This window comes from Armatimonas sp., from assembly GCF_043757465.1.
In the GTDB taxonomy this organism is placed as follows: Bacteria; Armatimonadota; Armatimonadia; order Armatimonadales; family Armatimonadaceae; genus Armatimonas.
Genome location: NZ_JAYVPL010000070.1, coordinates 42,852 through 66,768, shown reverse-complemented (window position 1 = coordinate 66,768; position 23,917 = coordinate 42,852). Strand labels below are relative to the sequence as shown.

Here is a 23,917-nt window from a genome sequence, read left to right as displayed (position 1 = left end):
TTTCCCAAGAAGCCTGATGCTTGGCATTGTTGTTTTTGGTGATTGTGTCCTAGACATAATTTCAGAAGCTCTCTGCTTTAGCGGAGGGAGTCGTCACTAAAAAACCTCACCTGATATCGGGCGAGGTTCCTGATAAAGACCCATGGGCCTACGGGCAACCTGTGTCCTCAGAGTCACCGATATTAGTGCCAGGAATGCCGTGGAAGTCGTTGTAGGGATTCGTAGGAGTAGACGCAGGACTAAGAGTGTCGAGGGCAGCGCCCTTCACGGGAGCTGTGATTCCTGCACGCCAGCCATAGTAGGGAACACTGGGGCGATTGACCCCACTGGCAGGAGCATTGCCGCCGGGAAGAGTTGCCCCGTACCGGAACCACTTGCTATGCCCATCGGCAAAGCACATAGTGGTACCATCGTTGTGGCGGGCATCTCCCAGAAAGTTGTACCAGTCTAGGACGACAGTGTTGCGCATCCAGCCATCGAAGAAGAGAATCGTGTCCACCGGGGTGGGAACACCCGCAAGCGCGGTTGCCGGCGTCTGCTTATTGAACGCGGTACCGCAGAGATACTCCCCAAAGATTCCCAGGTTGGGGACAAAGCCCACAAACTGGAAGTTCGGGCTCTGGAGCCCAATGGCCGCCACACGGGAACGCCAGTTGACACCGGGAGTGGCGCTGGGGCACTGGAATATCTGGATATTCTTGAGGTAAGGGCCGATGGCATCGTAGGCAGAAAAAGCCGTGTTCGGTGCAATCACATACACAGAACGTGGGAATGTCTCATCATAGTCCTGAATGTACATCAGGGTTCCCAGACCAAGCTGCTTCTGGTTGGAGAGGCAGGAGGTCTGTCGGGCTTTTTCCCGGGCTTGGGCAAAGACAGGGAAGAGAATAGCGGCGAGAATGGCGATAATGGCGATGACCACGAGAAGTTCAATCAGTGTAAATGCATGCTTCATAGTACAGAGAATATCCTTATACCCAATAATTTAGGTACTGTGGAGTGTACCTAGTCTAAGGTAGTTTGTAAAGAGCAGGTTAACATTCACGGGGTCAGATGAGGGGATTTTAAGCCTTGTTTTGTAACACCGCCTCCAAAATGCGTGTCACCTTCATTCCCTCTTCGCCTGTAACATGTCCTGGTTCACAACGCACCATCGCTTCAACAAACGGCAGGTGGGTGGGGCTGGGCGTCTCAAAGCGCTGCTCCTCGCCGTTTATTATGAACACTGTGCCATCAAACGGATCGCAGGTGAGCGTGCCATCGGAGCCGAAGATCTCCAGAATATCCCGGTTGGGCTTGGTGTGAAAGTGAAACGTGGCGGAGGCCAGAGCACCGCTGGCAAAACGCAGTGCAAAGACCGTGTCGTTCTCGGCAGGATGGTGTGCTAAACGGTTGGCCGCGAAGCCGTGGATCTCTGTGACATTGCCTAGAAGATACACAAGCATATCTAATCGGTGCGAGCCGACATCCACCACATGGCCGCCGCCGGAGATCATCGGATCCACGCGCCAGCCGCTTGCTGGAGCGAGCGTGCAGAGCTGAAGTCGTGCCCCGAGAACCGTCCCGATCTCCCCTGCATCCAGCGCGGCTTTCATCGCCCGAAACTTGGGCCAGTAGCGCCGGTAGTAGGCCACGTGGAGCGAAACATTAAACTTCTGACATGCTGCGATCATCTGCTCGCACTCATTGGCGCTCAATGCCATCGGCTTCTCGACTAGCACCTGCTTGCCCGCCGCCGCCGCTTGAAGTGTCTGAGAGCAGTGCAGATGCGGCGGAGTGGCGATATAGACTGCATCCACCTCGGGGTCTAAGAGAAGCGCCTCCACTGTGTCATACGCACGCTTCGCCCCGTGCCGTCGCGCAAAGTCCTCGGCTTTTTCTCTATCACGTCGCATCACCGCGATTAGCTCGGAGCCTTCCGCTAGGTAGAGCGCGGGGCCACCTTTCTTCTCCGCCACATCGCCACAACCGATAATTCCCCATCGAAGCACAGACATAACCTAAAGTTAATCCCCCATTAATTTGCGCTTAACAGAGCGTCTCTGTCTCGCGCCTATCATAGGTTCGCTATGAAACGTGTTTTTACCTTAATCGAACTTCTCGTGGTGATTGCTATTATTGCAATTCTTGCCGCCATCCTCTTTCCTGTCTTTGCGCAGGCCCGGGAAAAAGCCCGACAGACTTCCTGCCTCTCCAATATGAAGCAGCTCGGTCTGGGGCTGATGATGTATTCCCAGGACTACGACGAGACCCTGATGCAAACGACTTGGGAGATTCCCACTTGGAAAGTGCACTGGTCGTATGTTCTCCAGCCCTATATCAAGAACGAGAAAGTTTTTGTCTGCCCGTCTGATCCTAATCCTGTCAAGCCCAAAGCTCCCTGTGCAGCAGGGCAGGTTGTTGGGGTGAGCTGTGATGGTCAGGTGCCTGCGTTTTCCTACATCAATAACTACAACGTGATCCCCGCCCACGACTGGCTCGCCCCTAGCGCCGCTGCCGTGGACAAACCCGCCAGCCTGATCGCACTTGCCGAGCGGCGTGGGCTCCTCAATACGGGAGCGGTAATTGGGCAGTGGAAGGGTGCAAGCGGCCTGATCGCGACCAGCACGAGCCGGGGTTCCTCATCGGGTGGCGGACAGATCTGCCCCGGCGATAGCTGGCGGCTCGCTACCCCCGCCGATGCACTCGCGGGACTAAACACTGCCAGTGACAAGACACCCGAGCTGATCCGTGTGAAGTGGGATCGCCACAACCAAGGAGCAAACTACACGTTCTTTGATGGCCACGCCAAGTGGATGCGTTTTGAGCAGACTCTCAGCCCGACCGACTTTGTCTGGGGAGACAAGTTTCTACCCACGCCATTTGTTCCAAACCCACTCAACGCTCCCCCCTGCCTCTAAGCTGTCTCTGCGTTTTTTCAGCCACCGTGAGAGTCTCACGGTGGCTCCTTTCTTGTCTGGTATTCTAAAAATATGACACGACGTGAGCTTTTACGCGCTGCTGGTGGCCTGAGCTTTCTGGCGTTGATCCCCGCTGAGCGGGGCTTTGCTCTGCCGGGTAGTGACCCTGCTCAGCCTCTCTTCACTGCGCTTCCCTATCTTCAGCCGGGGCCGCACAACGACACCTCGCTGATTATCGCCTGGCAGACCGATCACAAGTCGGCAAGTTTCACTGTGAAGGTGGAGGGACTCACCGAGGCGCTGACTCCTCGACGTACTGAGCGGCTCTCCGGTGAAGGTGAGGATTTTGAGACGCGCTTCAACTACGCCGTGTCGGTTCCCACGCTCGCCGCGGGCAAGCGCTTCCGCTACCAGGTCTTCATGGACGAGAAGCGCATCGCCGAAGGCTGGTTCACCACTCAGAAGCCACGCTGCGTCAAGACACGCTTTGTCGCGTTTGGAGACAACTCCTTTGGCGATATTTCCGACCGTATGATCGCTTACCAAGCTTTCAAAGCCCTCCCAGACTTTGTACTCAATACGGGCGATAACGTCTATGAAGACGGCACCGACGATGAATATGCGCGGCACTTTTTTCCGGTCTACAACTCCGAGATCGCCGGGCCAAGAATAGGCGCACCTCTGCTGCGCTCCGTGCCGTTCTACACGGTTATCGCCAACCACGATGTGCACGGCAAAGACGACAAAAAACACCCGGTCGCAGATTTCACCGCCCACCCGGACTCGCTTGCCTACTTCACCAACATGTACTTGCCCGAGAATGGCCTGACGGGCACTTTTGCACCGACCTTGATGGGGCCACCTGAGCCCATTGCGCACTTCAAAACCTGTGCGGGGAGCCGCTTCCCAATGATGAGCACCTATAGCTTTGACTACGGCGATGGGCACTTCTTGTGTCTGGACTCCAACCTCTATGTCGATCCCAACGATGCGGCGCTTCAGAGCTATATCGAGCGTGATCTGCTGGCTAGCAGTGCGCCTTGGAAGTTTGTGGTCTTTCACCACCCGTGCTTCAATGTTGGAGCGGATCACTACGCCGAGCAGCATATGCGCGTTCTTGCCCCGATTTTCGAGCGCTGCGGCGTGGCGATTGTCTGGCACGGGCATGAGCACAACTACCAGCGCACCGTGCCTCTGCGCTTTGCTCCCCGCGAGACGAAAGGCGCGTCGAATGTGGGAAGTAAGGCGCGGCTGGTGCCCGGTACGTTCATGCTGGACACACACTTCGATGGCAAGACAAAGACAAAACCAAGTGGCGTAATCTACATCACCACGGGGGCGGGTGGCAAGCATCTCTACGACTCTGAGTGGGGGCAGAAGGCGCAGACGCACCCCGAAGACGGGAATCTGGACTACATCGCCCGCTTCATCGCTGACCGGCACTCGCTCACGGTGATCGAGATGGACACGGCGGCGCTAGAAATAAAGCAGGTGGATCAGTGGGGCGCTGTCGTAGACTGGTGCCGGATGACATCATCGTGATACCATAGCGGTCTATGGTGCCTGAGATTTTAGGAGCGGCGGCGGCGGAAATAACTCTCGCCTGGGAGCCTGTTCGTGCGAGGACAGCAATTATGGTGGCACGTCCCCGGACGCTGCTTCTGGCTTCGGTGAACCCGCCACGGACGCTGGGGCTCTGGGAAAAAGAGCTGCTGGTTGCTGCCGGAGCGACGGGGCTGGTCAATGCAGAAGCGCACGATCTCACCGCCGAGGAAATTATCGCCTTTGCCCCGGAAGTGATCGTGATCGCGGGCGAAGAACTCGAGGGCCTCACGGAACTTTCCGGCTGGTTTGAGCTACCTGCCGTCACCGACCACGAGATCTATCTGGTCGCTCCTGCCTATCTCAGCGAAGGGGGCGAGGGGCTGGGCGAGGCGGCACGTGTGCTTGCGACAATCCTGCATCCGGCTCGCTTTACGGAGATGCTCCCGACCTTCTCGGTGCAGCTTGCCCCGCTGGAGCTTTTCGAGCGTGCGACTGAAGAAGACGATGAAGCGACTGAAGAAGGCGATGAGACAGACACGAATGGATGATCTAGGACGCAAGCTCACGCTGACGGGCACTGCCCGGCGCATTGTCTCTCTCTCGCCCGCCACCACGGAGAATCTCTTTGCGATTGGAGCGGGGAAATCTCTGGTCGGAGTTACCAGCGCCTGTGACTTTCCCGCGGAAGCGAAAAATCTCCCCCGCGTCGGGGATTTTACGCGCCCTTCCTACGAGAAAATTCTCTCACTCAAGCCCGATTTGATTGTCTTCGACTCCGCCACGGTGAACAAAGCCGATGTGGAGAGCTTCGCCGTGCGCGTGCGAGTGCCGGTCTTTGTCCAGCGCTCCCTCAAAGTCGCCGATGTGCCGCGCCACCTGGAGGAGCTGGGGATGCTGGTGACCATCAAAGATAACCGTAGCGCTGCCTTTGTCGCCGACCGGATACGCCGCGCACTGCTCGTCCGCAAACCCACCACTGCGATTCCCGTCTTTGTCGAGATCAGCGCCGCGCCGCTCTACGCCGTGGGGCCGGGCTCGTTTGTGGACGATCTGGTGCGCCTTGCGGGGGGCCAGAACGTGGTCACCGAGGGCGGGCCGTTTCCACAGCTCACCAAAGAGAAGCTGCTCACCCTCAAACCCCAGGTCTACGTGATCGCCACCACGCCCGGGGTCGCCGCGCCCGCCCCGAATCTGCCCAACGTCCGGGTTGTCCGCATCCCCGCCGACCTACTCTTTCGCCCCACACCTCGCTTGTTAACGGGTTTGCGGATGCTGATGGCTGGGGTAAACCCCCTTCGGGTAGAATAGCAAGTAGGTAACACTCTATGCGAAATCTTGGTTTAGATCTGATGCGGATTGTGGCTGTATTTCTTGTTCTTGGACGGCATCTCTATCTATCTGAAAGTAGCTCTCATTTTTTGGGTATCTGGCAGCGGGGGGGATGGGTTGGGGTTGATATTTTCTTTGTTCTGAGTGGGTTCTTGGTTTCAGGTCTCCTTTTTAAAGAGCACCAGCGCACGGGCAGCCTTAATATTAAACGATTCTTGATTAGGCGAGCTCTAAAGATATATCCCTCATTCTGGGTTATGATTTTATGTACGCTCTGCGTTTCTGTATTTCTCCATCAACCATTAAGCAAGAGTGTTGTATTAAGTGAACTGCTTTTTATTCAGAATTATGTATTTGGTCTATGGTGGCATACCTGGTCGTTAGCAGTTGAAGAACATTTTTACTTATTGCTATCCGTTCTGATGTATGTCTTGACTTTGAAATTTAAGAAATCCCCATTCTCTAGAATCCCACTATTTTTTATTGTTATTGCTGTTACTTGTTTTTTATTAAGAGTAGTGACATCAATTGTGATTCCTACTTATTCTCCTAGAGAGTATCTTTTTGGTAGTCATTTGCGATTCGATTCTTTGTTTTATGGCGTTTTTTTGTCTTATATGTACAATTATAAAGATTTATTAGGGAGATTTAGTAAAATTCCGAGTCTTGTCCTCTTGCTCTCTGGGGTATTGTTGCTGATCCCTGCATTTAAATTCCCCCTTGAACTTTATAAATGGGTATCCGTATATGGTGTGATTTTATTTTATATCGGGTCGGGATTGTTACTGATAGCTGCTATTCGTCTGAAAGAAAGTAATAACCCGTTGTTGAAATTTTTAGGAGCACTTGGTGGGGCAAGCTATTCGATTTATTTATGGCATATGCCTGTAAATGAATGGGGGGAAATTATTCTAAGGAGAATGGGTGTTGCTGAGAATTTTGGTGTTTATCTTTGTATGTATTTAATTGGCTCCTGTCTCGTTGGTTACGTTTTTAATAAGCTCATAGAGTGGCCAGTGCTGCATTTGAGAGATAAGTTATTTCCTTCACTAAGTAAATAAATCGTAGAGTGAGCAGGGAGGGGCTGGGTAAAATCCCATAGTTAAACGACCAAGGGGACTGTCTGCTGAAAATTCATAGTCCCAACTCCATTTCGGATTGTTCTGCGTAGCCTCGTCACGGGGCTGCGGCTGCTGTCAGACGCTTTTCGTAGATGATCCAAGCGGGTTGTTTCTCAAAGCCGAGCGCTTCGTTGATGGAGAGCATCGCGCGGTTTTGCTGGGCGTTGTCGGTGCGGATCTCGGGGACGCTCTGGGCCTTGGCATACTCAATGGCCATGCACTTGAGCGCCAGTGCGATGCCTTTGCGCCGGTGCGCACGACGAACTCCGGTCAGGCCGGTGCCGAGGTAGTCGCCCACTTTCGGGGGGAAAAGCATGGAGATGCCCACGTACTCGCCATCCGGGGCGACCGCGATAAACTGGCAGGCCGGGGTGAAGCGCACACTCTTGCGAATGCGCTCGCGCCAGTCCTCGTAGGCCATTGGCGTGTGCTCTTCGCCCTCCGGGAGCGGCACATCGGCATCGCACTCCACTTCCATATCGTGCAGCTTAAGGTAGGCATCTTCCCCTTCTTCCGCGAGAAGCGTGGTGAGATCCGTCAGGCGAATGTCGTGCTCCAGCGGATTTTTGCGAGCCTCCGCAAACGGCGCAAGGTCAACGTCGGCGACTCTCAGGCGCGACTCCCAGGCACGCATGCACTCCACAAAACCGCGCTTGGTTAAGAAGTTCACCGACTCGGGCTTGTCTTCGCGGGCATCGGCACCGAACTGGATCGGCTCCGCATCGGCGACTTTCTCCTCCAGTGCTGCCAGGAGCGCCTGCCCAATGCCGCGCTGACGGAACTCCGGGAGCACCTCCAGCCCCAGATTGAACTTCTGGGGATGGTAGGCCCACGACGACTGTCCGATCTTGCCCTGCGCGACGACCTGGCCGTCTTTCTCGGCGAGGAGACGGTGGTGGCGGATTTTTGCCTCGCGCTGGGCATCGCTGGACTGGAGCTCCTCGACGGTAACCGGGTAGTCTGGCCAGACGGCGTTGTGCAGTGCGACGAGCTTTTCATAGTCTTGCGTGGGGTCAAAGTCTCGAATGGTCACGGATTTTCTTCTTTCACTTTCTTTTCGTAGGAGATCCAGGCGGGGATTTTCTCGAAACCCATCGCCTCGTTGATCGAGAGCATGGCGCAGTTCTGCTGGGCGTTCCAGGTGCGGATCTCGCGCTTGCCAGCGTCTTTGGCCCACTGCACGGCGGCGAGCTTGAGCGCGGTAGCGATGCCTTTGCGTCGCCACTCGCGGCGCACGCCCGTTGCACCGACATAGAGAACTTCCGGATCACCCTCGTTTTTCCAGAGTGCGCTCTCCCCGACCCAGTGGTCGCCATCAAGGGCCACAAACCAGGCATCGGGTAGAAAGCTGGGATTGCCCAGCGTGGTCTTCTCGAAGTGCTCAAAGCCAGGATCGGTGAGGGTGTCGGTGGAGGGCATGTCCAGGGTGATGGTCCAGTCCAGCTCCTTGAGGCGCTGCTTCCAGTCAGGGACACTCTTGGCGAGTGCGGCGACACTATGGACCGTGATGCCCGCCGCAGTCGCTTTTTGTGCGGCATCCGTAAACGGTGTTGGGTCGAAACTCTGGGCGGCGAGGCGGCTCTCCCAATCACGCATCGCCTCTGTGTAGCCACGGTCGGTGAGGAAACGCACCGCGCGTGGCTTATCCTCGCGGGCATTGGCGCGCAAGAGGATCGGCTCATGCGGGGCGAGCGCCGCTACGACATGCTCATAGAGGGCTTTCCCAATTCCTTGTGCCTGGTACTCTGGGAGCACCGAAACCCCGATGCCAAATTTCTGCGGGTGGTACATGTCCATGCTCTGGCCGTAGTTGCCAATCGCCACAGGAATACCGTCTACTTCCGCAACAAAGCGTGCCCACTTGATCTTCGGATCGCGGTTGTTATCCGAGAAGCGGAGCTCCTCAATAGTCTCGATATAGTCCGGGTAGCAGGCATGGGAAATCGTGATGCGCACGGCATAGTCCGCGTCGCTCTGTGTATCGGGTCGAATTGTCATTGTAGTATCCTATCGCTGGAGGCGAGGCTGTTGCTAAAAATGCCCTCATGTAAACGCGGAGCCACGGATAAGAAATCAAGCTGCGCGGCGTAGTGTACATCCGCTTCTTTCCCTTTCTCCACTAGCTCGATGCCGCTCCCACAGGTCAGCAAGCGTGTAGGAAGCTGTGATCTGGCGGAGAGAAACGCGGCCCTCGCTGATTTTGCCTCGGGCGAAGAGGAGAGATTGCCTAGCGCAGCGACAATTGCGCCCGCACTGAGTAGATCCTCAAGAGCAAAGCGTAGCGAGCCGTCGGGCCATTTTTCGCCGCAGGCGATGACGGTGAGAGGGGGCTTGAGTGCGCGTGCCGCTGCTGCAACAGCGCTTGCATTGACAAGTGCTCCCGCAAAAATAGCCCTTGCTCCCGATGTACTCGCGGCGCGGCAACACATCGCGCCATTGGGCGAGGCTAGAGAAAGAAGCGCCCTAGCCCCCGCCGGGTACCCTCTGGGTGGAGGGGACAATAAGGATGTATCCGCGCCCTCTTTCCAGTGGCGCGGCTCGACTGTGGCCCCGGCGGCGACATGCGCGGCGACACTGGTAGAGAAGCGCAGGGTGTCCACGATAATCACAACATCGCCGCGTGCGCCCGCGCGCGCCGCGCCGTCCTGGCCCCAGTCGAGGCGCACTGCGTGAGCCTCCTGCTCGAACCAGATGACACTCCCCCCGTTTCTTGCACTCCCCCCGCTTCTTGCACTCCCCCCGCTTCGTTCGTTCCTCACTGCGCGACCCCCTCTCCCTCTTTATCCACGTTCCGTGGGAGGAGAGGGGGTGAGTCTATCTCTGCTCTCATTTCTCGGACTCCCCCTCCCTTCGCCCCTCGGAACGGGGGTTTCAGGCGAAGGGAGGGGGCTGGGGGGAGGGATGTCGCCCATGCGAGACCCTCTGGCAGAAGATTTTCGGGAGCGAACTCGATATGCAAGACGCGGCGGTGGAGTGGGCTCTGGGCGGGTGACGAGGCATGGAGCAGGAGCGGGGACATCACTAGGGCACCGCCGGAGGGAAGTAGACATGCCACCTCGGGCACTTGCTCGCGCAGTACGGCGAACTGCTCGGCGCTCAAAATCCCGTGACGGTGCGAGCCGGGGAGCACCCGCAGTGGGCCGTTGTTTTCATCGCAGTCGTCGAGGTGCAGGCGCACGGTGATCATTTTCTCTAAGATTGCGGCGGGGGGCAGAACATGCACCACGCCCGCCTTAACTGTCCAGGGGGCCCAGCCGGGCAGCTCGTGGCGCTCGGCGACGGCGATTGCACGGTCCTGGTGCCAGCCCACGTGCCAGTTTGCACCGGGCACTTTATCAAAAAAGAGCGCACGGGTGGCGATTGTCGCGCAGCCCGTGAGTGCGAGAACCCGTGGATCGGTTGCCACGGCTTGCACTTCGGGCAGGCTGAGAATATTGCGCCGGGCATAGACACTCTCGCCGCGCTGCGACCGACCAGTCGCATTGCCATCACCCGCGCTGCCTAGTGCCGCCCTGAGCCGCTCCACCAGGGGCAGATCTAGCACCCCCGGAATAAGTTTATAGCCATCGTCCTCAAACATCCGTGTGAGTATACCCTCACCACAGACGAAAGGCGGTATAATGCCGCCGTGCTGGAGAATTTGCGAGGAACCGCTTTGATTGGCTGTGGCGGCATGGCGAGCCACTACCGCGCGGTCTATGCCCACTATCCGCACGCGCCATTTCGGCTGGTGGTGGATGCCAATGCCGAAGTCGCACAGAGTGTTGCCCAGGAGCTTGGGGTCGCCCGCTGGTCCACGGACTGGCGCGAGGCACTCGCCGAAGATCTTGAAATTGATGTGGTGGACATCTCCACGCCCAATCACCTGCACGAGGAGCAAGCTGTCGCGTTGCTCAATGCGGGCAAGCATGTGATTATTCAGAAGCCCCTCGCCCCGAGTGTCGCGGCGTGTCACCGGATTGTCGAGGCCGCGCAGCAAAGTGGCACGCAGGCGGGTGTCTATCTTTCTGACTTAGAGGACCCGGCGGTCTGGGACCTGCGCACTATGGTACACAGGGGCTACTTTGGCCGCGTCACCGGGATTCGGGCACGCTACGCTCACCGGGGCGGCCTGACTGCGCCGCCCAGTGCTTGGCGTGGCTCCGCCGAAAAAACCGGCGGTGGCTCGTTTATCCAGCTTGCCATTCATCATACGAATTTGGCGTCGTGGCTTCTGGGTGAGGAGATTCTCTCCGTGGTGGGCTACGCCAAAAACTTGATGTGCGCCAATATCGGCGGCGACGACACGGCGGCGTGTGTGGCGGAGTTTGCGGGCGGGGCGGTTGGCGTTTTTGAGTCAGCATGGAACGCGGAAGGAACCTGCTTTCAGCTCTACGGCTCGGAGGGAGACGTCACTATTTATGGCACCGAGGGCGCACGCATCGAGGGGAAGGCTGGAAAGCCCTTTGCGGGCCACGCGCTTTACACCGATACCGAGGGGCGTTTCTCGCGCAAGGCCATCGGGGCGGGGGCCGTGCGTGGCAAGGGTGGGCAGTTTGATCAGCATGTCGCGTTTCTGGAAGCCGTGCGGCGGGGGGCTACGCCTGAAGTCCCCGTGCGTGTGGGCTGCACCGATGTGGCGGTCTGTAAGGCCGTGATTCGCTCCGCAGAGACAGGCCGTCGGATTGAGATTCGAGAGATTCTGGAGGAAGCTTTATGATGTTACTGGCACTGCTCGCACTGGGACAGTTTACGCCGATTCCCGGCAAGAAGCCGCTGGTGACCGCGCCTAGGCTGGCGACTCCAACTCCCTCTCCTCAGGACACAACCGCCATGCCGCCGGAGCCCGCTGCCTGGCGACCGATACTTCTCTGGCGCACCACGGTTAAGCGCGGGGAGGGCACGGCGGCTATTGGCAAGGAGGGAGTGTTCGTGGCCGGAGGGACGGCGGTGCATCGCTTCAATAGTGAGGGCCGCACGGACTGGGCCACGGAGATTGGGACATCCCTGGCCGAGGTGACTTTGGATGCCAAGCGGGTCTACGTGGGCTCGGAGCGGGGGACGGTCTACGCACTGGATCGGCAGAGCGGGGCGGTGGCCTGGAAAGCGACCTTGGGCAACGCGGTACGAATGGCTCCGGTTGTGGTCGGGGATCGCCTGATCATGGAGTGTCTGGACAACTATGTCTATGCACTGGAGCTGGCAACGGGAACCGTCAAGTGGAAGTTTGTCCGCCCCGATGGCTCTCTGGGTTATGCCGGGCCAAGCCTAGGACCCCCAGGCAGTGTCCTTGTCTGCGGCGAGAGCACGGTCTACCGGCTCAACGCCGCAACGGGTCAGGAGATCTGGCGCTCCAATGTGGGCGGCAAGGCGCTGGGAACTCCGGCGCTGAGTGGCGGGCGGGTCTACGTCGCAGGAGACGGCGCGGGCGTGGTCGCTCTGGATGCCGAGACCGGAGAGCGCCGCTGGCGCTTTCGAGTGGGCGATGAAAAAACAGGGCCGGACTGGTTCGGATCCCCTCTGGTGGTTGGTAAGACGCTCTATGTCTCTAGCTACCGCCGCAATGTCTATGCGCTGGACGCTACCACGGGCAAGCTAAAGTGGTCTACCAAAGTGCTTGGCTCCGCCCTGGCGCGGCCCGCGCTCGACGAAAAACGGGAGCTGCTCTACCTGAGCAGCATCACCTACCGTGATAATCCCACCCTGACTGCCCTGAGCACACGCACAGGCACACAGGTCTGGGACTACAAGCTCGGCTCTCTCCTGGCCGCTCCTGCTCTTTTGGGCGGACGGCTCTATCTTGCATCAACGAATGGATACTTTTATGCATTTTCAATCCAATAGTGCGTCTATCAACGCACCCAAGATCGGTGGTTTCTGGCTGGGTTGCCAGGCCTGGACATTCAATAAGCGCACCGTCCCGGAGGCGATTGCGCTCACCGCAAAGGCCGGGGGCAAGACGATCGAGTTCTTCCCTGGGCAGAAACTGGAAGCGGGAGGCGAGGGGCTTGGCCCCGACAACTCCGATGCGACCATTGCCAAGGTCAAGGACTGGTGTAAGCAGGCCGGGATTACGCCCGTTGCCTTTGGGGTCACCGGCTTTGGTGCCAACGAGGCGGATGCCCGCAAGCTCGCGACTTTCGCCAAGAAGCTAGGCATCCGTACAATTGTCACCGAGTCCGGGGCTGCGGAACTCAAGGTGATGGAGCCATTTCTCAAGGAGATGGATCTCTATCTGGCGATCCACAACCACCCGCGCCAGCCCAAGAACCCCAACTACAAGGTCTGGGATCCGAAGTATGTTTTAGAGCTCGTTTCTCCGTTTGACAAGCGTATTGGATCCTGCGCCGACACGGGGCACTGGGTGCGTAGCGGCATCAAGCCCGTGGATGCCATTAAGATCCTCAAGGGGCGCATTCATGCCTCGCACTTAAAAGACCTCAACCAGTTTGGCGAGCCCCACGGTCACGATGTCCCCTTTGGTACGGGAGTCAGCGATATTCCCGCGATTCTTGCTGAGTTCCGCAGTCAGGGCTACCAAGGCCATCTCTCGATTGAGTACGAGATCAATGGCGACGGTCCGCTGGAAGATGTTGCCGCCTGTATCGGCTTCGTCCGCGGGCTAGGCATCGGAAAGAAGTAAGTCGTCTCTGTGGCGCCCCAGAAATCTCTGGGGCGCTTTTTTCTTGACCCGTTCCAAAAATGAAAATATCACAAAAAGAACTTGATCCTAAGACAAGACAGCAAGTGTTTGAGGCAATCTGGAACCGCATCAATGTCACCCACTTCGACACGGCTTTTGGAGGGGTGAGCTGGGCGGCGATGAAGACAAAGTACGCGCCGCTGGTTGCTAAAGTCAAGAACAATGCCGAGTTCTACACACTGCTCACCCGGCTGATCGGGGAGCTTAAGCAGAGCCATTTCGCTATCTTGCCCCCGGAAGCCTACAGCGTGAGTGAGGCAGTGGGTAAAGCGGCAAAGGGCGAGGGCGCAAGCGGGCTGACCGTGGGCCTGATTGACAGTCAGCCGATGGTTATTGCTGTCGCCCCAAGCTCCGCGGGGCAGGCGGCGGGCATACTGCCTGGTGCGATTCTTGAAGCCGTGGACGGCAAGCCACTCTTGCAAGTTCTTGCACGGCTCACGCCTGACCAGAAAAAGACGGGCTATCTGTCGCGCGTGCTTCTCACGCGCGCCCTGGGTGGCGATGAGGGCCAGAAGCGAGCACTACGGCTGCGCGAGCCCGACGGCAGTGTCCACGAAATAGAACTCACTCTGGGCGTCGGGCCAAAGAAGCGCGATGATGTTCTCCCTGGCTTCCCGCCTTTCCCGGCGGAGCTGGAGACTCGGCGGCTGGAGAACAATATCGGCTACGTGCGTTTCTCCCTCTTCACCGCGCTGCTGATGGACGACCTGAGGAAAGCTTTCAAGGAAGTGGCCGATGCCCCCGGCATGATCATTGACCTGCGCGGAAACCCGGGGGGGCTGGGGCCTGTGACCTACGCGATTGCGGGGATGCTGAGCCAGAAGCCTGGCACGCTCGGAACCATGACGATGCGCCGGGCAACGGTTCAGTTTCCCATACTCCCTCAAGCACCGCGCTATGCCGGGCCTGTCGTGGTGCTCACCGATGAGCTCTCCGCATCGTGCTCGGAGATTTTAGCGGGGGGCTTACAGGAGCTAAAACGCGCCGTGGTGATTGGGCGCAAGACCGCAGGAATGGTGTTGCCCTCCGCCGTGGACAAGCTCCCCGGTGGTGTACGGCTCCAGTATGCCTTCGCGGACTTCAAAACCCCCCGTGGGGTGCTTCTGGAGGGCAAGGGAGTGATCCCTGATATTGCCGTCCCTCTTACGCAATCGTCACTGCGCCAGCTTGGCGACCCGGATATCGCGGCGGCACTGGCTTATTTTCGAACTCAAACGGAGAAAAAATAGATGAATCGTTACGGTTTACTGTTACTTGCGGCACTCTGTGTCGCCCCGGCTAGTGCTCAGGCACCTAAGACAGCCAAGTCAACGACAGTTGTGAAGTCGAAGAAGGCCGCCCCTCCCGCCAAGCCTGTCCCTCCTACGGGCAGTGCCCTCATGAGCAAGCATGTTCTTGCCAGTGGCGGCGCTGCGTGGCTGGATGTGCAGAATTTTACGGCCAAAGGAACAATCTCGATCCCGGCACAGAGCATTACGGGGACCATGGAAGTGTTTGCCAAAGCCCCCAATAAGTTCGCGATGAAACAGAACATCAAAGGGGTGGGGGAGTCGAGCAGTGGCTTCGATGGGTCGGTCGGCTGGTCAAAAGACCCGTTCTCTGGCCTGCGTGTCCTGAGTGGGGCAGAGCTTGCCGCGCTCAAGGCGCAGTCGTCGCTCTCGTTGCGCCCGGCGCAGTGGAAAGGGGTCTACGCCAGCGCGGTTCTATCAGGAACCGTGAAGGTCAATGGGGCATCCGCCTACAAAGTGAAGCTCACACCCAAGTCAGGCAACCCGGAGACACAGTACTTCGATGTGAAGACCGGGCTCCAAGTTCGTAGTGATCAGGTTGTCGAGAGCCCGCAGGGCAAGATCGCGGTGGAGTCGTATCTCTCCGATTACCGAACCGTGAGTGGAGTCAAGATTCCCTTCAAAACCCGGCAGTTGCTTGGGCAAATCGAGGTGACAATCCAGTTCACCGAGCTCAAGGTCAATACAACAGTAGACGATGCGAGTTTTGTAAAGCCAAAAGAATAATGATCCATGTTCAAAGTTTGTGCAAGACCTTCACCGACAAGAAGCGTGGTGAGGTGCATGCGGTTCAGGAAGTCTCGCTCGATGCCCAGTCCGGCGAGATCTTCGGGGTGCTCGGCCCTAACGGCGCGGGAAAGACCACACTCCTGCGAATGCTCGCCACCATTCTGACGCCCACCTCGGGCACGGCAACGGTCGGCGGCTATGATATTGTCCGTGAGCCAGAGAAAGTACGATCCCAGATTGGCTATCTGACGGGCTCCGCAGGGCTCTATGAGCGTCTCACGGGGCGCGATACCCTGCGCTACTTTGGGGCGCTCTATGGCATGGCGCCTGAGAAGATAGACGCGCGCATCCGGGAGCTGAGCGCTGAGCTGGACATGGCGGATTTTCTGGATGGCCGCTGCGACAAGCTCTCCACGGGCCAGAAACAGCGCGTCTCCATCGCCCGCTCGGTGCTGCACGACCCGCCGGTGGTCTTCTTCGACGAGCCGACCAGTGGGCTGGATCTCATGGCGGCGCGAACGGTGGTGCGCTACATCCGGCGCTGTAAAGAGCAAGGCAAGTGTGTGGTTTTTTCAACGCATATTATGAGTGAGGTCGAGGCGCTCTGTGACCGAATTGCCATTATCTACGACGGCAAAGTGGCGGCGATCGGCACGCTCGCCGAGCTACGGGAGCGGGCGGGTGCGGAGTTTTTCGAGACCGTCTTTCTGCGGCTGATCGGGTTCGAGGATTCCCCCTGCCCGGCGGGGGATAGGGGGCACTAATGTGGCGTGTTGTTTTTAAGAAAGAGTTCAAGGAGATCTTCTCCGACTCCCGGACGCGTTTTAATGTGATTGCCAGCCCGCTGCTCATCACCCCGCTCATCCTGGCGCTGGTGGGCACGATGGCGCAGAAGCAGGCAAAAGAGGGCCGCAGTGAGACCATCAAAGTGGGCGTGGTCGGGATGCAACGAGCGCCGCAGCTTATGGAGGAGCTCAAGGGCGCGAGTAAGATCACCCTGGAGCCCGTGGCAAGTGTCGAGGCGGCGGAAGCAAAGGTGCGTGATCGAAGCCACAAAGTCGCACTGATCCTCCCTGACGACGCCGACGAGCGGCTTGTCAACGGAGACTCGCTCTCTATTCCCGTGGTTCAAGATGCGGGCAACGAGGCTTCTGGGCAGGCGGCAAAACGTGTTAAAGAGCTCCTCACCGAGCGCGGCGATCTTCTGGCAGCACGGCGCCTCCAGGACGCGGGGCTTTCTAAGCAGCTGGTCAAGCCATTTCTTGTGGGCGATAAGAAGCTCAAAGGCAGCGGCGGCAGCGGGATGCAGCTCCTCGCGACATTTCTTCCCTACATTCTGGCGCTCTCCGCGATCATGGGGGGCCTGATGGCCGCGACCGACTCCGTGGCGGGAGAGAAAGAGCGGGGGACACTGGAGACACTTCTCGTGGCGCCCCTCTCGCGCCGGGACATTGCGCTAGGCAAGTTCTGCACCGTCACGGCCACGGCGCTCGTGAGTAGCTTGCTCTCGGTGGTGGGGCTCTTCTGGCCGTTCTATATCAAGCTTCCGTTTTTCCACTGGATGACTCAGGATGGCCTGAGCCTAGGACCGGCGGCTTTTGCGGCGATTCTCCTAGTGCAACTCCCCCTAGCGGTTCTGGGCTCTGGGGTCTTGCTGGCGATCTCCACAATGGCGCGCAACCAAAAAGAGATGCAGACCATGGTGGGCCCGATTATTCTGGTGGGAAGCGTGGGGGCGATGCTCTCCATGCTGGTGCGTGCCGATGCAGCGCTCTACTGGTCGCTCGTGCCGATCACGAACTCGGGACTGGTACTCAAGCAGGCGCTTCAAGGAATGCTCAACCCGACTTTTGTGGCGCTTGCCTGCGGGACCTCCGTGGTTTACGCCGTCATCGCGGTTGCCTTCGCCGCCAGCCTGTTCAAGCGTGAGAGCGTTCTCGCACGGTTTTAGGCCCGCCGCTCCAACCGGCGGGAGTGAACACGGAACTTTCCTGGCCCGTCGAATGTATTTAGAAGCACTATGGAAGAGCAACTAAGTGAGGAAGATGAGATGAAAGCAGAAGAGACAATGGTTGTGGCAGGTGGCTGTTTTTGGTGTGTTGAGGCCGTCTACAATGAGCTGAGGGGCGTGGTAAAGGCGGAGTCTGGCTACTGTGGCGGACGCGGGATTAATCCTACTTATGAGCAAGTTCTTACGGGTCAGACAGGTCACGCGGAGGCGGTCAAGCTCACCTATGATCCCAAAGTGATCTCGTCGCGTGATATTTTGCGGATCTTCTTTACCGTCCACGACCCCACGACCCTCAATCAGCAGGGACAAGACCACGGCACCCAGTACCGGTCTGCAATCTTCTTTAAGAGCCCGGTAGAGAAGTCTCTAGCGCAGGAAGTGATGGCGGAGGTCGTCAAGGCCAAGATCTGGCGACATAAGCTGGTCACGAGTCTGGAGCCGCTGACGGTTTTCTACAAGGCCGAGGAGTACCATCAGAACTACTTTGCCAACTTTACCAAGGCGGACTACTTCAAGAAGATGAAGATGAACGCGGGCTACTGCCAGTACATTATCGAGCCTCATGTCGCGGAGTTCCGTAAAAAATACGCGGATCGGCTTAAAAAATAAGAGCCCGTGGCTGAGCGGATTCTGATTCTGGGGGTGAGTGACCGGGGGAAGACCTACACGGCTCATCAGCTCGCGCGTGAGGCGGCTCGAACCCATAAAGTGGCGCTCATTGATGCGGATACGGGCCAGTCTGAGCTGGGGCCGCCCGGAACCGTGAGCTGGGCGTGGATGACCCCCGAAGGCCCACAGCGCGGGGGGACACGCTTTGTCGGGGCGCTGAGTCCGGCCAGTGCGGCCTTGGAGCAAGTCGTTTCGCTTCTCGAAGTCGTGCGACAAGCGGAGAGTGCAGGAGCCAACTTGCTCTTTGTAGACACCCCCGGCTACGTGCAAGGGCCGGGCGCACGGCGCTTTCTGGCCGCACTGGTGCAGGCAATCCCTCCGAGCCGGATCTTAGTTCTGGAGCGTGAGGGCGAGCTGGGGAGCCTGCCGGGGATGCTCGCCACGCTCAGTGGTGCGGATCTCACTTCTTTACCCGTTGCCGATGCCGTGCTGCGAAAGTCTCCTAGTGTTCGTGCGACCCGTCGCCTGACTCGGCTTGCACGGGCTCTGGAAGACGCCGTCGAGCGTCAGGCTTCCTTGGAGGGGCTCACCACACTGGGCACTCTTTTGGGAGCGGGCGCACCTATCGCCCCTCATCTAGCACGCTGGGCAGGCACGGCGCTGCACCTGAGTGTGGTCTACGGCGAGATTTCGGAGTCTACCCTGACGCTCTTTATCACGGGGACGTTGCGGCCCGGCTGGGAGTCGCTGGTGGGGCCTGTCTTGGATCATTTTGGCGTGGCGCGGGTGCGAGCGCTCTCGCTCACGGCGCTGGAGGGAACCTGCCTGGGCCTTCACGACGAGACCGGACGCTTCCTGGGCCTGGGCCGCTTTCTTGGCTTCGACCCCGAAACCCAGCGCCTGAAACTCTCCACGACTGCCTCCACGGAGCGCCTCACATTGCTTACTTTCGGGCGTTTTCGTGCCGCCGCCAACGGGCAATTTCTGGGGGAACTCAAGCCTGGCGAAGTGTAGGCTATTGGTTGTCTTTGTACTCCTCGTACCAGGCCATCTGGATTGCCTCCAGTTTGGCTTCGTTTGAGGCCAGCGGGTCGTCGGCGAAGTCGGGGAGCGCTGTGACGAGCTTGTGTAGATCCGTGAAGCGCACGGTCAGCGGATCTGTGGTCGGATTTGCGTCGTAGAGCTCGATACCGATATCCTCGGCATCTGTCCAGGTCAGTTTCATAGTCTGAAGTGTACCCGCCGTCGCACTGTTTAAACTGCCTGTACCGCGATGGCGAAGGGCTGATTATTATAGGTCGCTCGGGTTGTGACGAGCATAAACTGTGCACCTTTGGCATAGCCGACAAAATCCGCGCTCACCCGACGGTCATCATCGCGGCTGTAGAACGAGTGCTTCAGAGTCAGGCTGCCGGAGAGCCGGATCGCTCCGGCGGGCTGCGCTTCCGCCCTCCACTCCAGGGCCTGAAGAACATTCTTACTCAGATCGTTGTTCTCCGTGGGAGGGTAGAAGTGGGTCACCAGGCGCTCTGCGACTGCTCTGTCTCCCGCAAGAAGTGCCCGCACAGCAGCGGCATCAAAAAGAGGCCAGTCCTCGCCGGGCAGTGCGCTCCAGTTTCCACCTGCACCGGTGATCAACCCTAGAGAGCCATCCGGTTTTTTCTCCAAGTACCGAGCGACCACGTGGAGCCGCAGACCGTTCTTGGGAGTAGGTGGCAGAGCCGGAGGCAAGGGCGCAACGAGAGGTTTTCCCGAGTGGATTTTTAGTGCCGTGGCTTCGCGCTCAATCATCGCCAGAATTTTCTGGGGGCTGGCCTGCGCCACATGGATCGTGTCGAGTAGCGTTCCATCGGGCGCCAGAAGAAAGCAGTGCACCGTCCCCACGGAGAGCTTCTTGGCAAATCCCTCACGGTGAATTGCCTGAAGCGTGGCTTTCTCCTCGCCCGCAAGCGTATCGTTGGCCAGGTAGACAGGAACACTCAGGCTGTTGAGAGCAGCTACCACGCGGGAGTCATTGAAGGACACGGCCCGTGTCGCAAAGGCTCCCCCTCAGCAGCGGCCACGCTGCATGCGGCCATCTAGGGTAAAGAGAAAGACAAGGCGGTTTTCTTTTTTGGCGAGCCGCTGCGCCTCCAGCAGAGTTGGGGCCCAGCCGATTGCCTCCCATGCCCGCTCACGCGCCGTCGGTTGCCAGGCGTTCACTTGCTGGGAAACTTCCTCCGGGGTAAGGATTGCCCTAGGTGTTTGCATAGTGCACTATAACACAGCAAGCCTTGCGTGCCCGCAACCGAAGCGCACTGTGATGCGTCCTATGCTTCGGAGTATAATGTTCCTATGCCTGACGAGACCACGACACCTTCCGCGCCACCACCGCTGCCCACGTCTACCCCTGCCTCTTCTTCTGCCGCCCCGCCTCTTGCCCAGAATGAGGATCAGAAGCTCCGGGGGATCTCCCGCTCGCTGCTGATCGCGGTGGGGGGGACGGGTCATAAGATCTTGCTGGACGTGCGCCAGCGCATGATTCAGAAATATGGCTCCCTGGACAAGCTGCCCATTGTTTCGTTCTTGCTTCTCGACACCGACCAGGCGATCTTCGGTAAGAACCCTAACTACTCGGATGCTGCCAATTTAGATAATGCCGACAAGATCCACTGCTCGGTGCACGGCGTGGAGCAGCTCCGCCGAAACTTACGAGAGTACCCGCATTTAAGAGACTGGCTCGACCCTCGGACGCTCTCGGGGGATATCCACCAGGGGGCGGGCGCAGTCCGTGCGCGGGGGCGGCTGGCCTACTTCTGGAACTACGATACCATCGCCCGGCGCGTCGAGGAGGAGTACACCGAGATCACCAAGGACGCCAGCAAGGCGCTAGCGATCAAAAATGGCCTTCAAGTCTCGGAGGGCGTCACGGTCTATATCGTCGGCTCACTGCTGGGCGGCACGGGCTCGGGGATGTTTTTAGACCTTGCCTACACTGTCAAAGAGCTGCTCAAAGACCAGCGCATGTTGGAGATCATTGGCATCTTCGGAATCCCTCCCAACACCTCCGCTGTGTCCGTGGATAACCGGCCCAATGCCTACGCGAGCTTATTAGAACTCAATCACTACACGGACTCAGCGTCGGCGTTTACCGCGCAGTACAAGCCCGACCAGCCCGGCATCGAGAACGCCGACCCGCCCTTTCGCTACACCTATCTGGTGGACACGTCAAGTCCGGCGGCTAATCTAGGCAGTGTGGACAAGATGGTCGAGATGGTGGGACACTCGGTGTTTCTGGATCTAACCAGTGAGTTCCAGCGCCAGAAGAAATCCAACCGCGATAATTTTGACCAGTTCCTGACCACGCCCGATGATCTAGGCTGTGCGCAGAACTATCTCGCGATGGGCTTGGCTGCGGTTCACTTTCCAAAAGATAAAGTGCTCCATGCCTGCGCCAGCCGTCTGGCGCGGCAGATTCTTACCCGCTGGACCGAGCCCCTGGCACGCGTCAGCAATGTCGGGGCGTTCGCGGAGCAGGAGATCGGGCGACTGGGGCTCGATACGGAGAACATCCAGCGCGGTATTCAAGTGGCCAATATCGAATCTGGAGAGCTATTGCGTGATGTGGCGCTGGCCTACTGGAACGGGGTGAATCGCAGCTACGGCGCGGCGTATCCGGGCCACGACAGTGTCGGGGCGTTTTTAATGGCGCGTCAGGGTGAGCACCAGAGCCGCTTCAACGACACCGATCCCAACCCGGATATTCTCTCCAAGCAGCGCGGCAATTTAGGTGAGTATCTTTTCCAGATGCAGCAGAACCTGCGGGGAATGGTTCCGGCCAAAGAGCACGCGCTTCGCAGTTTTATCAGCGAGTGTGTGAATGATCCGAACCGACGGCATGGAGTGGCTCGGGCGTTTTTAGATCATGCGGTGGAGCGCTTTCGTGCCTACGCCGTGGAACTGGGGCGGATTCGTGATGAGGCCCAGCCGACGATGGCTCCGATTGCAGAAAAACGGGACGCTCAGATAGCGGAGATAAACCGCCTGGCCAAAGATAACATGCTCAGCCTGATTATGGGAGCCAAGCGCAAGGAGATTGATGAGAAAAAAGAAGAGTATCTGACCCGCGCCCGGCAGTGGGAGACAACCCTTCTGGATATCCGCACCGCAGAGCACGCCATTTATTTCTACACCGGCATGCTGAGCGTCCTGGAGAACCTCAAGACCGAGATGGACGCCTACATCGAGCGGATGAAAGGCCTGGAGGCGTTCTTCCACAAAGAGGAGCAGACCGCTGTCGAGAATCCCGTGGATGTCAATGGCCTGGTGATCTTTGATCGAGGTCGCCGTGTCGAGCTGGAGAATGGCCAGGTCACCTACGTGGAAGGCGATATTGACAAGCGCTACACGGCCTATGTGGGCAATGGCGCGGATGCGGGCAATGCCACTGTCAATACCACCTCATCGGATATTCTCGCGGAGCTGGGCACGAACGGCAATATCTACGGTCTGCGCGATGCCGATCTGAACCGGGTGCGCTCGGGGATTATTGGGCGCTGCCGCGTGGTCTTCAAGGCTGTGGAGCAGGAGTCGGTCTTAGAGAAGTTCTTTGAGCGCTTTGGCGTGGGCACGGATCGCGCCATTGAGGAGCTGCGGCGCATCCATGCGCTCTCTCAGCCGTTTATTCACTTGGCCGAGAATGCACCAAACTACAAGCACCACCAGAACAAATCCCAGACCATTGTGGGCGTCATGCACGGCTCCGAGCCGCGCTCAGATGGCGAGCATGTCTTCATGAAGATGCTCAAGGAGACGGTACAGGGCATCCGTGACGGCCAGATCACCAACGCGGGCGAGCAGCACCAGGTGCTATTTCTGCGGGAGCGGGCGGCGTTTCCCCTGCGGCTCTTGGAGGGCATGGAGAACTACCAGTTCGCCTACGAGCAGTCTAAGGCTGCCGGAGCGAGCGCCAACCCGATACACACGCGTAAAGACATTAAAGAGTGGCTCCGTATCGCCCCCCCGAGCTTCGAGGATCAGAAAGCCGCCTGGCAGACATTCTGTGTGGGCTGGGCGGTCGGGGTGATCAGCGAGGAGCGTGACACGCGCTACACTGCTGCCGGTGCTAAGGAGACAGTCAAGTTCATTGCGAGCTACCGGGATCGCTTCGGCATGGCCAAGACCGATCCGCTCGGAACCTTCGTCTCGATCACGGGCGATCTTGCCAAATACAGGCAAGCCGCCGAGAGTGAGGCTGAGCAGTCGAGCCGTCCGCCACGCGAAGCCCGCGAGATGGTGTTGCTACTGAGTGACCAACGCTTGTTGAAAGAGCAGATTGACCGAGGGATCCAGGCCAAGTTAGTAGAGCAGGGCGTCCAGCTTTTGGGGCAGCAGCTTTTAGCGCATGTGGAGGCACAGAACGCAAGAAACTTCGGGCGTATTATTCTACGCCCTTACCAGCAGGCCATCACGGACTACTTAGAGAGCATCAACTACAACCCTGAGATGCCCGCTGTTGTGGTTGCTCCCGTGCCACCCCCCCAGCCCCCGCCCGGCGGGGGAGTCACTAGGGGCGCTGCACCGGTCGCTGCTGCCCCCGTTCCGGCCAGCCTGGGGAGTCTCAAGGAGCGCCTTGCGAACCTCCGGGAACTGCTGACGGAGGGACTGATCACCGAAGCGGACTTCGAGGCCAGAAAAGCTTCGATTCTGACTGAGGTGTAAGT

The 23,917-nt window shown here is 58.5% G+C and carries 24 protein-coding genes; 15 read left to right on the top strand and 9 right to left on the bottom strand.

The genetic code is table 11. The annotated features are described in order from the left end of the window. Positions 1-148: 148 nt before the first annotated feature. Both ACH2ED_RS09135 and ACH2ED_RS09130 read right to left on the bottom strand, forming a co-directional pair. Entirely contained in the window at positions 149-955 is an 807-nt protein-coding gene (locus ACH2ED_RS09135) for a DUF1559 domain-containing protein (RefSeq protein WP_395090400.1), read from the bottom strand. A 109-nt stretch (positions 956-1,064) separates the two neighbouring features. Then, positions 1,065-1,997 carry a Gfo/Idh/MocA family protein gene (locus tag ACH2ED_RS09130; protein ID WP_395090399.1) on the bottom strand — a complete coding sequence of 311 codons (933 nt, stop codon included), beginning with the start codon at positions 1,995-1,997 and terminating at the stop codon, positions 1,065-1,067. 72 nt (positions 1,998-2,069) lie between these two features. Here ACH2ED_RS09130 and ACH2ED_RS09125 point away from each other — a divergent pair, with 72 nt between their 5' ends. The 5 genes from ACH2ED_RS09125 (at position 2,070) to ACH2ED_RS09105 (ending at position 6,835) form a co-directional block, all read left to right on the top strand. Further along, positions 2,070-2,900, top strand: a complete 831-nt coding sequence (locus tag ACH2ED_RS09125; RefSeq protein WP_395090398.1) for a DUF1559 domain-containing protein — start codon at positions 2,070-2,072, stop codon at positions 2,898-2,900. 72 nt (positions 2,901-2,972) lie between these two features. Beyond that, positions 2,973-4,442: a metallophosphoesterase gene (locus tag ACH2ED_RS09120; RefSeq protein ID WP_395090396.1), complete on the top strand. Its 1,470-nt coding sequence runs from the start codon at positions 2,973-2,975 to the stop codon at positions 4,440-4,442. 14 nt (positions 4,443-4,456) lie between these two features. After that, the gene (locus ACH2ED_RS09115; RefSeq protein WP_395090394.1) at positions 4,457-4,993 is read left to right on the top strand and encodes a hypothetical protein; all 537 of its coding nucleotides are present in this window, start codon (positions 4,457-4,459) and stop codon (positions 4,991-4,993) included. Further along, positions 4,971-5,753, top strand: coding sequence for an ABC transporter substrate-binding protein (locus ACH2ED_RS09110; RefSeq protein ID WP_395090392.1), 783 nt, complete (start codon positions 4,971-4,973; stop codon positions 5,751-5,753). Before ACH2ED_RS09115 ends, ACH2ED_RS09110 begins: the two co-directional genes overlap by 23 nt. Positions 5,754-5,770: 17 nt before the next feature. Next, on the top strand, positions 5,771-6,835 hold the full coding sequence (locus tag ACH2ED_RS09105; protein WP_395090391.1) for an acyltransferase family protein: 1,065 nt from the start codon (positions 5,771-5,773) through the stop codon (positions 6,833-6,835). A 115-nt stretch (positions 6,836-6,950) separates the two neighbouring features. Here the strand turns inward: ACH2ED_RS09105 and ACH2ED_RS09100 are convergent, their stop codons facing one another. The 4 genes from ACH2ED_RS09100 to ACH2ED_RS09085 are packed head-to-tail and all read right to left on the bottom strand — an operon-like array spanning position 6,951 to position 10,475. Beyond that, positions 6,951-7,928, bottom strand: coding sequence for a GNAT family N-acetyltransferase (locus ACH2ED_RS09100; protein WP_395090389.1), 978 nt, complete (start codon positions 7,926-7,928; stop codon positions 6,951-6,953). Next, positions 7,925-8,893 carry a GNAT family N-acetyltransferase gene (locus tag ACH2ED_RS09095; protein WP_395090387.1) on the bottom strand — a complete coding sequence of 323 codons (969 nt, stop codon included), beginning with the start codon at positions 8,891-8,893 and terminating at the stop codon, positions 7,925-7,927. The genes ACH2ED_RS09100 and ACH2ED_RS09095 overlap by 4 nt, the downstream gene beginning before the upstream one ends. Then, the gene (locus ACH2ED_RS09090) at positions 8,890-9,654 is read right to left on the bottom strand and encodes a 2-phosphosulfolactate phosphatase (RefSeq protein ID WP_395090385.1); all 765 of its coding nucleotides are present in this window, start codon (positions 9,652-9,654) and stop codon (positions 8,890-8,892) included. The genes ACH2ED_RS09095 and ACH2ED_RS09090 overlap by 4 nt, the downstream gene beginning before the upstream one ends. Next, a complete protein-coding gene (locus tag ACH2ED_RS09085) occupies positions 9,651-10,475 on the bottom strand; it encodes a phytanoyl-CoA dioxygenase family protein (RefSeq protein WP_395090383.1) in 825 nt (274 codons plus the stop codon). The genes ACH2ED_RS09090 and ACH2ED_RS09085 overlap by 4 nt, the downstream gene beginning before the upstream one ends. A gap of 48 nt (positions 10,476-10,523) precedes the next feature. Between ACH2ED_RS09085 and ACH2ED_RS09080 the strand changes: the two genes are divergently transcribed. The 9 genes from ACH2ED_RS09080 to ACH2ED_RS09040 all read left to right on the top strand — a co-directional run bounded on the left by ACH2ED_RS09080 (position 10,524) and on the right by ACH2ED_RS09040 (position 19,229). Then, positions 10,524-11,594 carry a Gfo/Idh/MocA family protein gene (locus ACH2ED_RS09080; RefSeq protein ID WP_395090381.1) on the top strand — a complete coding sequence of 357 codons (1,071 nt, stop codon included), beginning with the start codon at positions 10,524-10,526 and terminating at the stop codon, positions 11,592-11,594. Next, positions 11,591-12,718, top strand: coding sequence for a PQQ-binding-like beta-propeller repeat protein (locus tag ACH2ED_RS09075; protein ID WP_395090379.1), 1,128 nt, complete (start codon positions 11,591-11,593; stop codon positions 12,716-12,718). The genes ACH2ED_RS09080 and ACH2ED_RS09075 overlap by 4 nt, the downstream gene beginning before the upstream one ends. Next, positions 12,699-13,517: a sugar phosphate isomerase/epimerase family protein gene (locus tag ACH2ED_RS09070; RefSeq protein WP_395090377.1), complete on the top strand. Its 819-nt coding sequence runs from the start codon at positions 12,699-12,701 to the stop codon at positions 13,515-13,517. The genes ACH2ED_RS09075 and ACH2ED_RS09070 overlap by 20 nt, the downstream gene beginning before the upstream one ends. 59 nt (positions 13,518-13,576) lie before the next feature. Next, on the top strand, positions 13,577-14,806 hold the full coding sequence (locus ACH2ED_RS09065; protein ID WP_395090375.1) for a S41 family peptidase: 1,230 nt from the start codon (positions 13,577-13,579) through the stop codon (positions 14,804-14,806). After that, positions 14,807-15,592, top strand: a complete 786-nt coding sequence (locus ACH2ED_RS09060) for a hypothetical protein (RefSeq protein WP_395090373.1) — start codon at positions 14,807-14,809, stop codon at positions 15,590-15,592. Then, positions 15,592-16,359 (top strand): ATP-binding cassette domain-containing protein, encoded by a 768-nt coding sequence (locus tag ACH2ED_RS09055; RefSeq protein ID WP_395090371.1) that lies wholly within the window; start codon positions 15,592-15,594, stop codon positions 16,357-16,359. Before ACH2ED_RS09060 ends, ACH2ED_RS09055 begins: the two co-directional genes overlap by 1 nt. Next, on the top strand, positions 16,359-17,546 hold the full coding sequence (locus ACH2ED_RS09050; protein WP_395090369.1) for an ABC transporter permease: 1,188 nt from the start codon (positions 16,359-16,361) through the stop codon (positions 17,544-17,546). The genes ACH2ED_RS09055 and ACH2ED_RS09050 overlap by 1 nt, the downstream gene beginning before the upstream one ends. 99 nt (positions 17,547-17,645) lie before the next feature. Then, entirely contained in the window at positions 17,646-18,215 is a 570-nt protein-coding gene (gene msrA, locus ACH2ED_RS09045; protein WP_395090367.1) for a peptide-methionine (S)-S-oxide reductase MsrA, read from the top strand. 6 nt (positions 18,216-18,221) lie between these two features. Beyond that, positions 18,222-19,229, top strand: a complete 1,008-nt coding sequence (locus ACH2ED_RS09040) for a Clp1/GlmU family protein (RefSeq protein WP_395090365.1) — start codon at positions 18,222-18,224, stop codon at positions 19,227-19,229. Between the two features lies 1 nt (position 19,230). On the opposite strand, the gene iscX is transcribed toward ACH2ED_RS09040, so the two are convergent. Genes iscX through ACH2ED_RS09025 form a run of 3 tightly spaced genes read right to left on the bottom strand, consistent with a single transcriptional unit; the run spans position 19,231 to position 20,465 of the window. Continuing rightward, positions 19,231-19,440 carry a Fe-S cluster assembly protein IscX gene (gene iscX / locus ACH2ED_RS09035; RefSeq protein WP_395090363.1) on the bottom strand — a complete coding sequence of 70 codons (210 nt, stop codon included), beginning with the start codon at positions 19,438-19,440 and terminating at the stop codon, positions 19,231-19,233. Between the two features lie 29 nt (positions 19,441-19,469). Then, complete coding sequence (locus tag ACH2ED_RS09030; RefSeq protein ID WP_395090362.1) at positions 19,470-20,240, bottom strand: hypothetical protein; 771 nt, start codon at positions 20,238-20,240, stop codon at positions 19,470-19,472. 24 nt (positions 20,241-20,264) lie between these two features. Then, entirely contained in the window at positions 20,265-20,465 is a 201-nt protein-coding gene (locus ACH2ED_RS09025) for a hypothetical protein (protein ID WP_395090361.1), read from the bottom strand. Between the two features lie 84 nt (positions 20,466-20,549). Here ACH2ED_RS09025 and ACH2ED_RS09020 point away from each other — a divergent pair, with 84 nt between their 5' ends. Beyond that, on the top strand, positions 20,550-23,915 hold the full coding sequence (locus tag ACH2ED_RS09020) for a tubulin-like doman-containing protein (RefSeq protein WP_395090359.1): 3,366 nt from the start codon (positions 20,550-20,552) through the stop codon (positions 23,913-23,915). Positions 23,916-23,917: the final 2 nt, after the last annotated feature.

Coding starts and splice junctions, on each gene's coding strand:
- ACH2ED_RS09135 (WP_395090400.1), bottom strand. CDS start 955: ATGAAGCATGCATTTACACTGATTGAACTTCTCGTGGTCATCGCCATT.
- ACH2ED_RS09130 (WP_395090399.1), bottom strand. CDS start 1,997: ATGTCTGTGCTTCGATGGGGAATTATCGGTTGTGGCGATGTGGCGGAG.
- ACH2ED_RS09125 (WP_395090398.1), top strand. CDS start 2,070: ATGAAACGTGTTTTTACCTTAATCGAACTTCTCGTGGTGATTGCTATT.
- ACH2ED_RS09120 (WP_395090396.1), top strand. CDS start 2,973: ATGACACGACGTGAGCTTTTACGCGCTGCTGGTGGCCTGAGCTTTCTG.
- ACH2ED_RS09115 (WP_395090394.1), top strand. CDS start 4,457: ATGGTGCCTGAGATTTTAGGAGCGGCGGCGGCGGAAATAACTCTCGCC.
- ACH2ED_RS09110 (WP_395090392.1), top strand. CDS start 4,971: ATGAGACAGACACGAATGGATGATCTAGGACGCAAGCTCACGCTGACG.
- ACH2ED_RS09105 (WP_395090391.1), top strand. CDS start 5,771: ATGCGAAATCTTGGTTTAGATCTGATGCGGATTGTGGCTGTATTTCTT.
- ACH2ED_RS09095 (WP_395090387.1), bottom strand. CDS start 8,893: ATGACAATTCGACCCGATACACAGAGCGACGCGGACTATGCCGTGCGC.
- ACH2ED_RS09085 (WP_395090383.1), bottom strand. CDS start 10,475: ATGTTTGAGGACGATGGCTATAAACTTATTCCGGGGGTGCTAGATCTG.
- ACH2ED_RS09075 (WP_395090379.1), top strand. CDS start 11,591: ATGATGTTACTGGCACTGCTCGCACTGGGACAGTTTACGCCGATTCCC.
- ACH2ED_RS09070 (WP_395090377.1), top strand. CDS start 12,699: ATGCATTTTCAATCCAATAGTGCGTCTATCAACGCACCCAAGATCGGT.
- ACH2ED_RS09065 (WP_395090375.1), top strand. CDS start 13,577: ATGAAAATATCACAAAAAGAACTTGATCCTAAGACAAGACAGCAAGTG.
- ACH2ED_RS09060 (WP_395090373.1), top strand. CDS start 14,807: ATGAATCGTTACGGTTTACTGTTACTTGCGGCACTCTGTGTCGCCCCG.
- ACH2ED_RS09055 (WP_395090371.1), top strand. CDS start 15,592: ATGATCCATGTTCAAAGTTTGTGCAAGACCTTCACCGACAAGAAGCGT.
- ACH2ED_RS09050 (WP_395090369.1), top strand. CDS start 16,359: ATGTGGCGTGTTGTTTTTAAGAAAGAGTTCAAGGAGATCTTCTCCGAC.
- msrA (WP_395090367.1), top strand. CDS start 17,646: ATGAAAGCAGAAGAGACAATGGTTGTGGCAGGTGGCTGTTTTTGGTGT.
- iscX (WP_395090363.1), bottom strand. CDS start 19,440: ATGAAACTGACCTGGACAGATGCCGAGGATATCGGTATCGAGCTCTAC.
- ACH2ED_RS09025 (WP_395090361.1), bottom strand. CDS start 20,465: ATGCAAACACCTAGGGCAATCCTTACCCCGGAGGAAGTTTCCCAGCAA.
- ACH2ED_RS09020 (WP_395090359.1), top strand. CDS start 20,550: ATGCCTGACGAGACCACGACACCTTCCGCGCCACCACCGCTGCCCACG.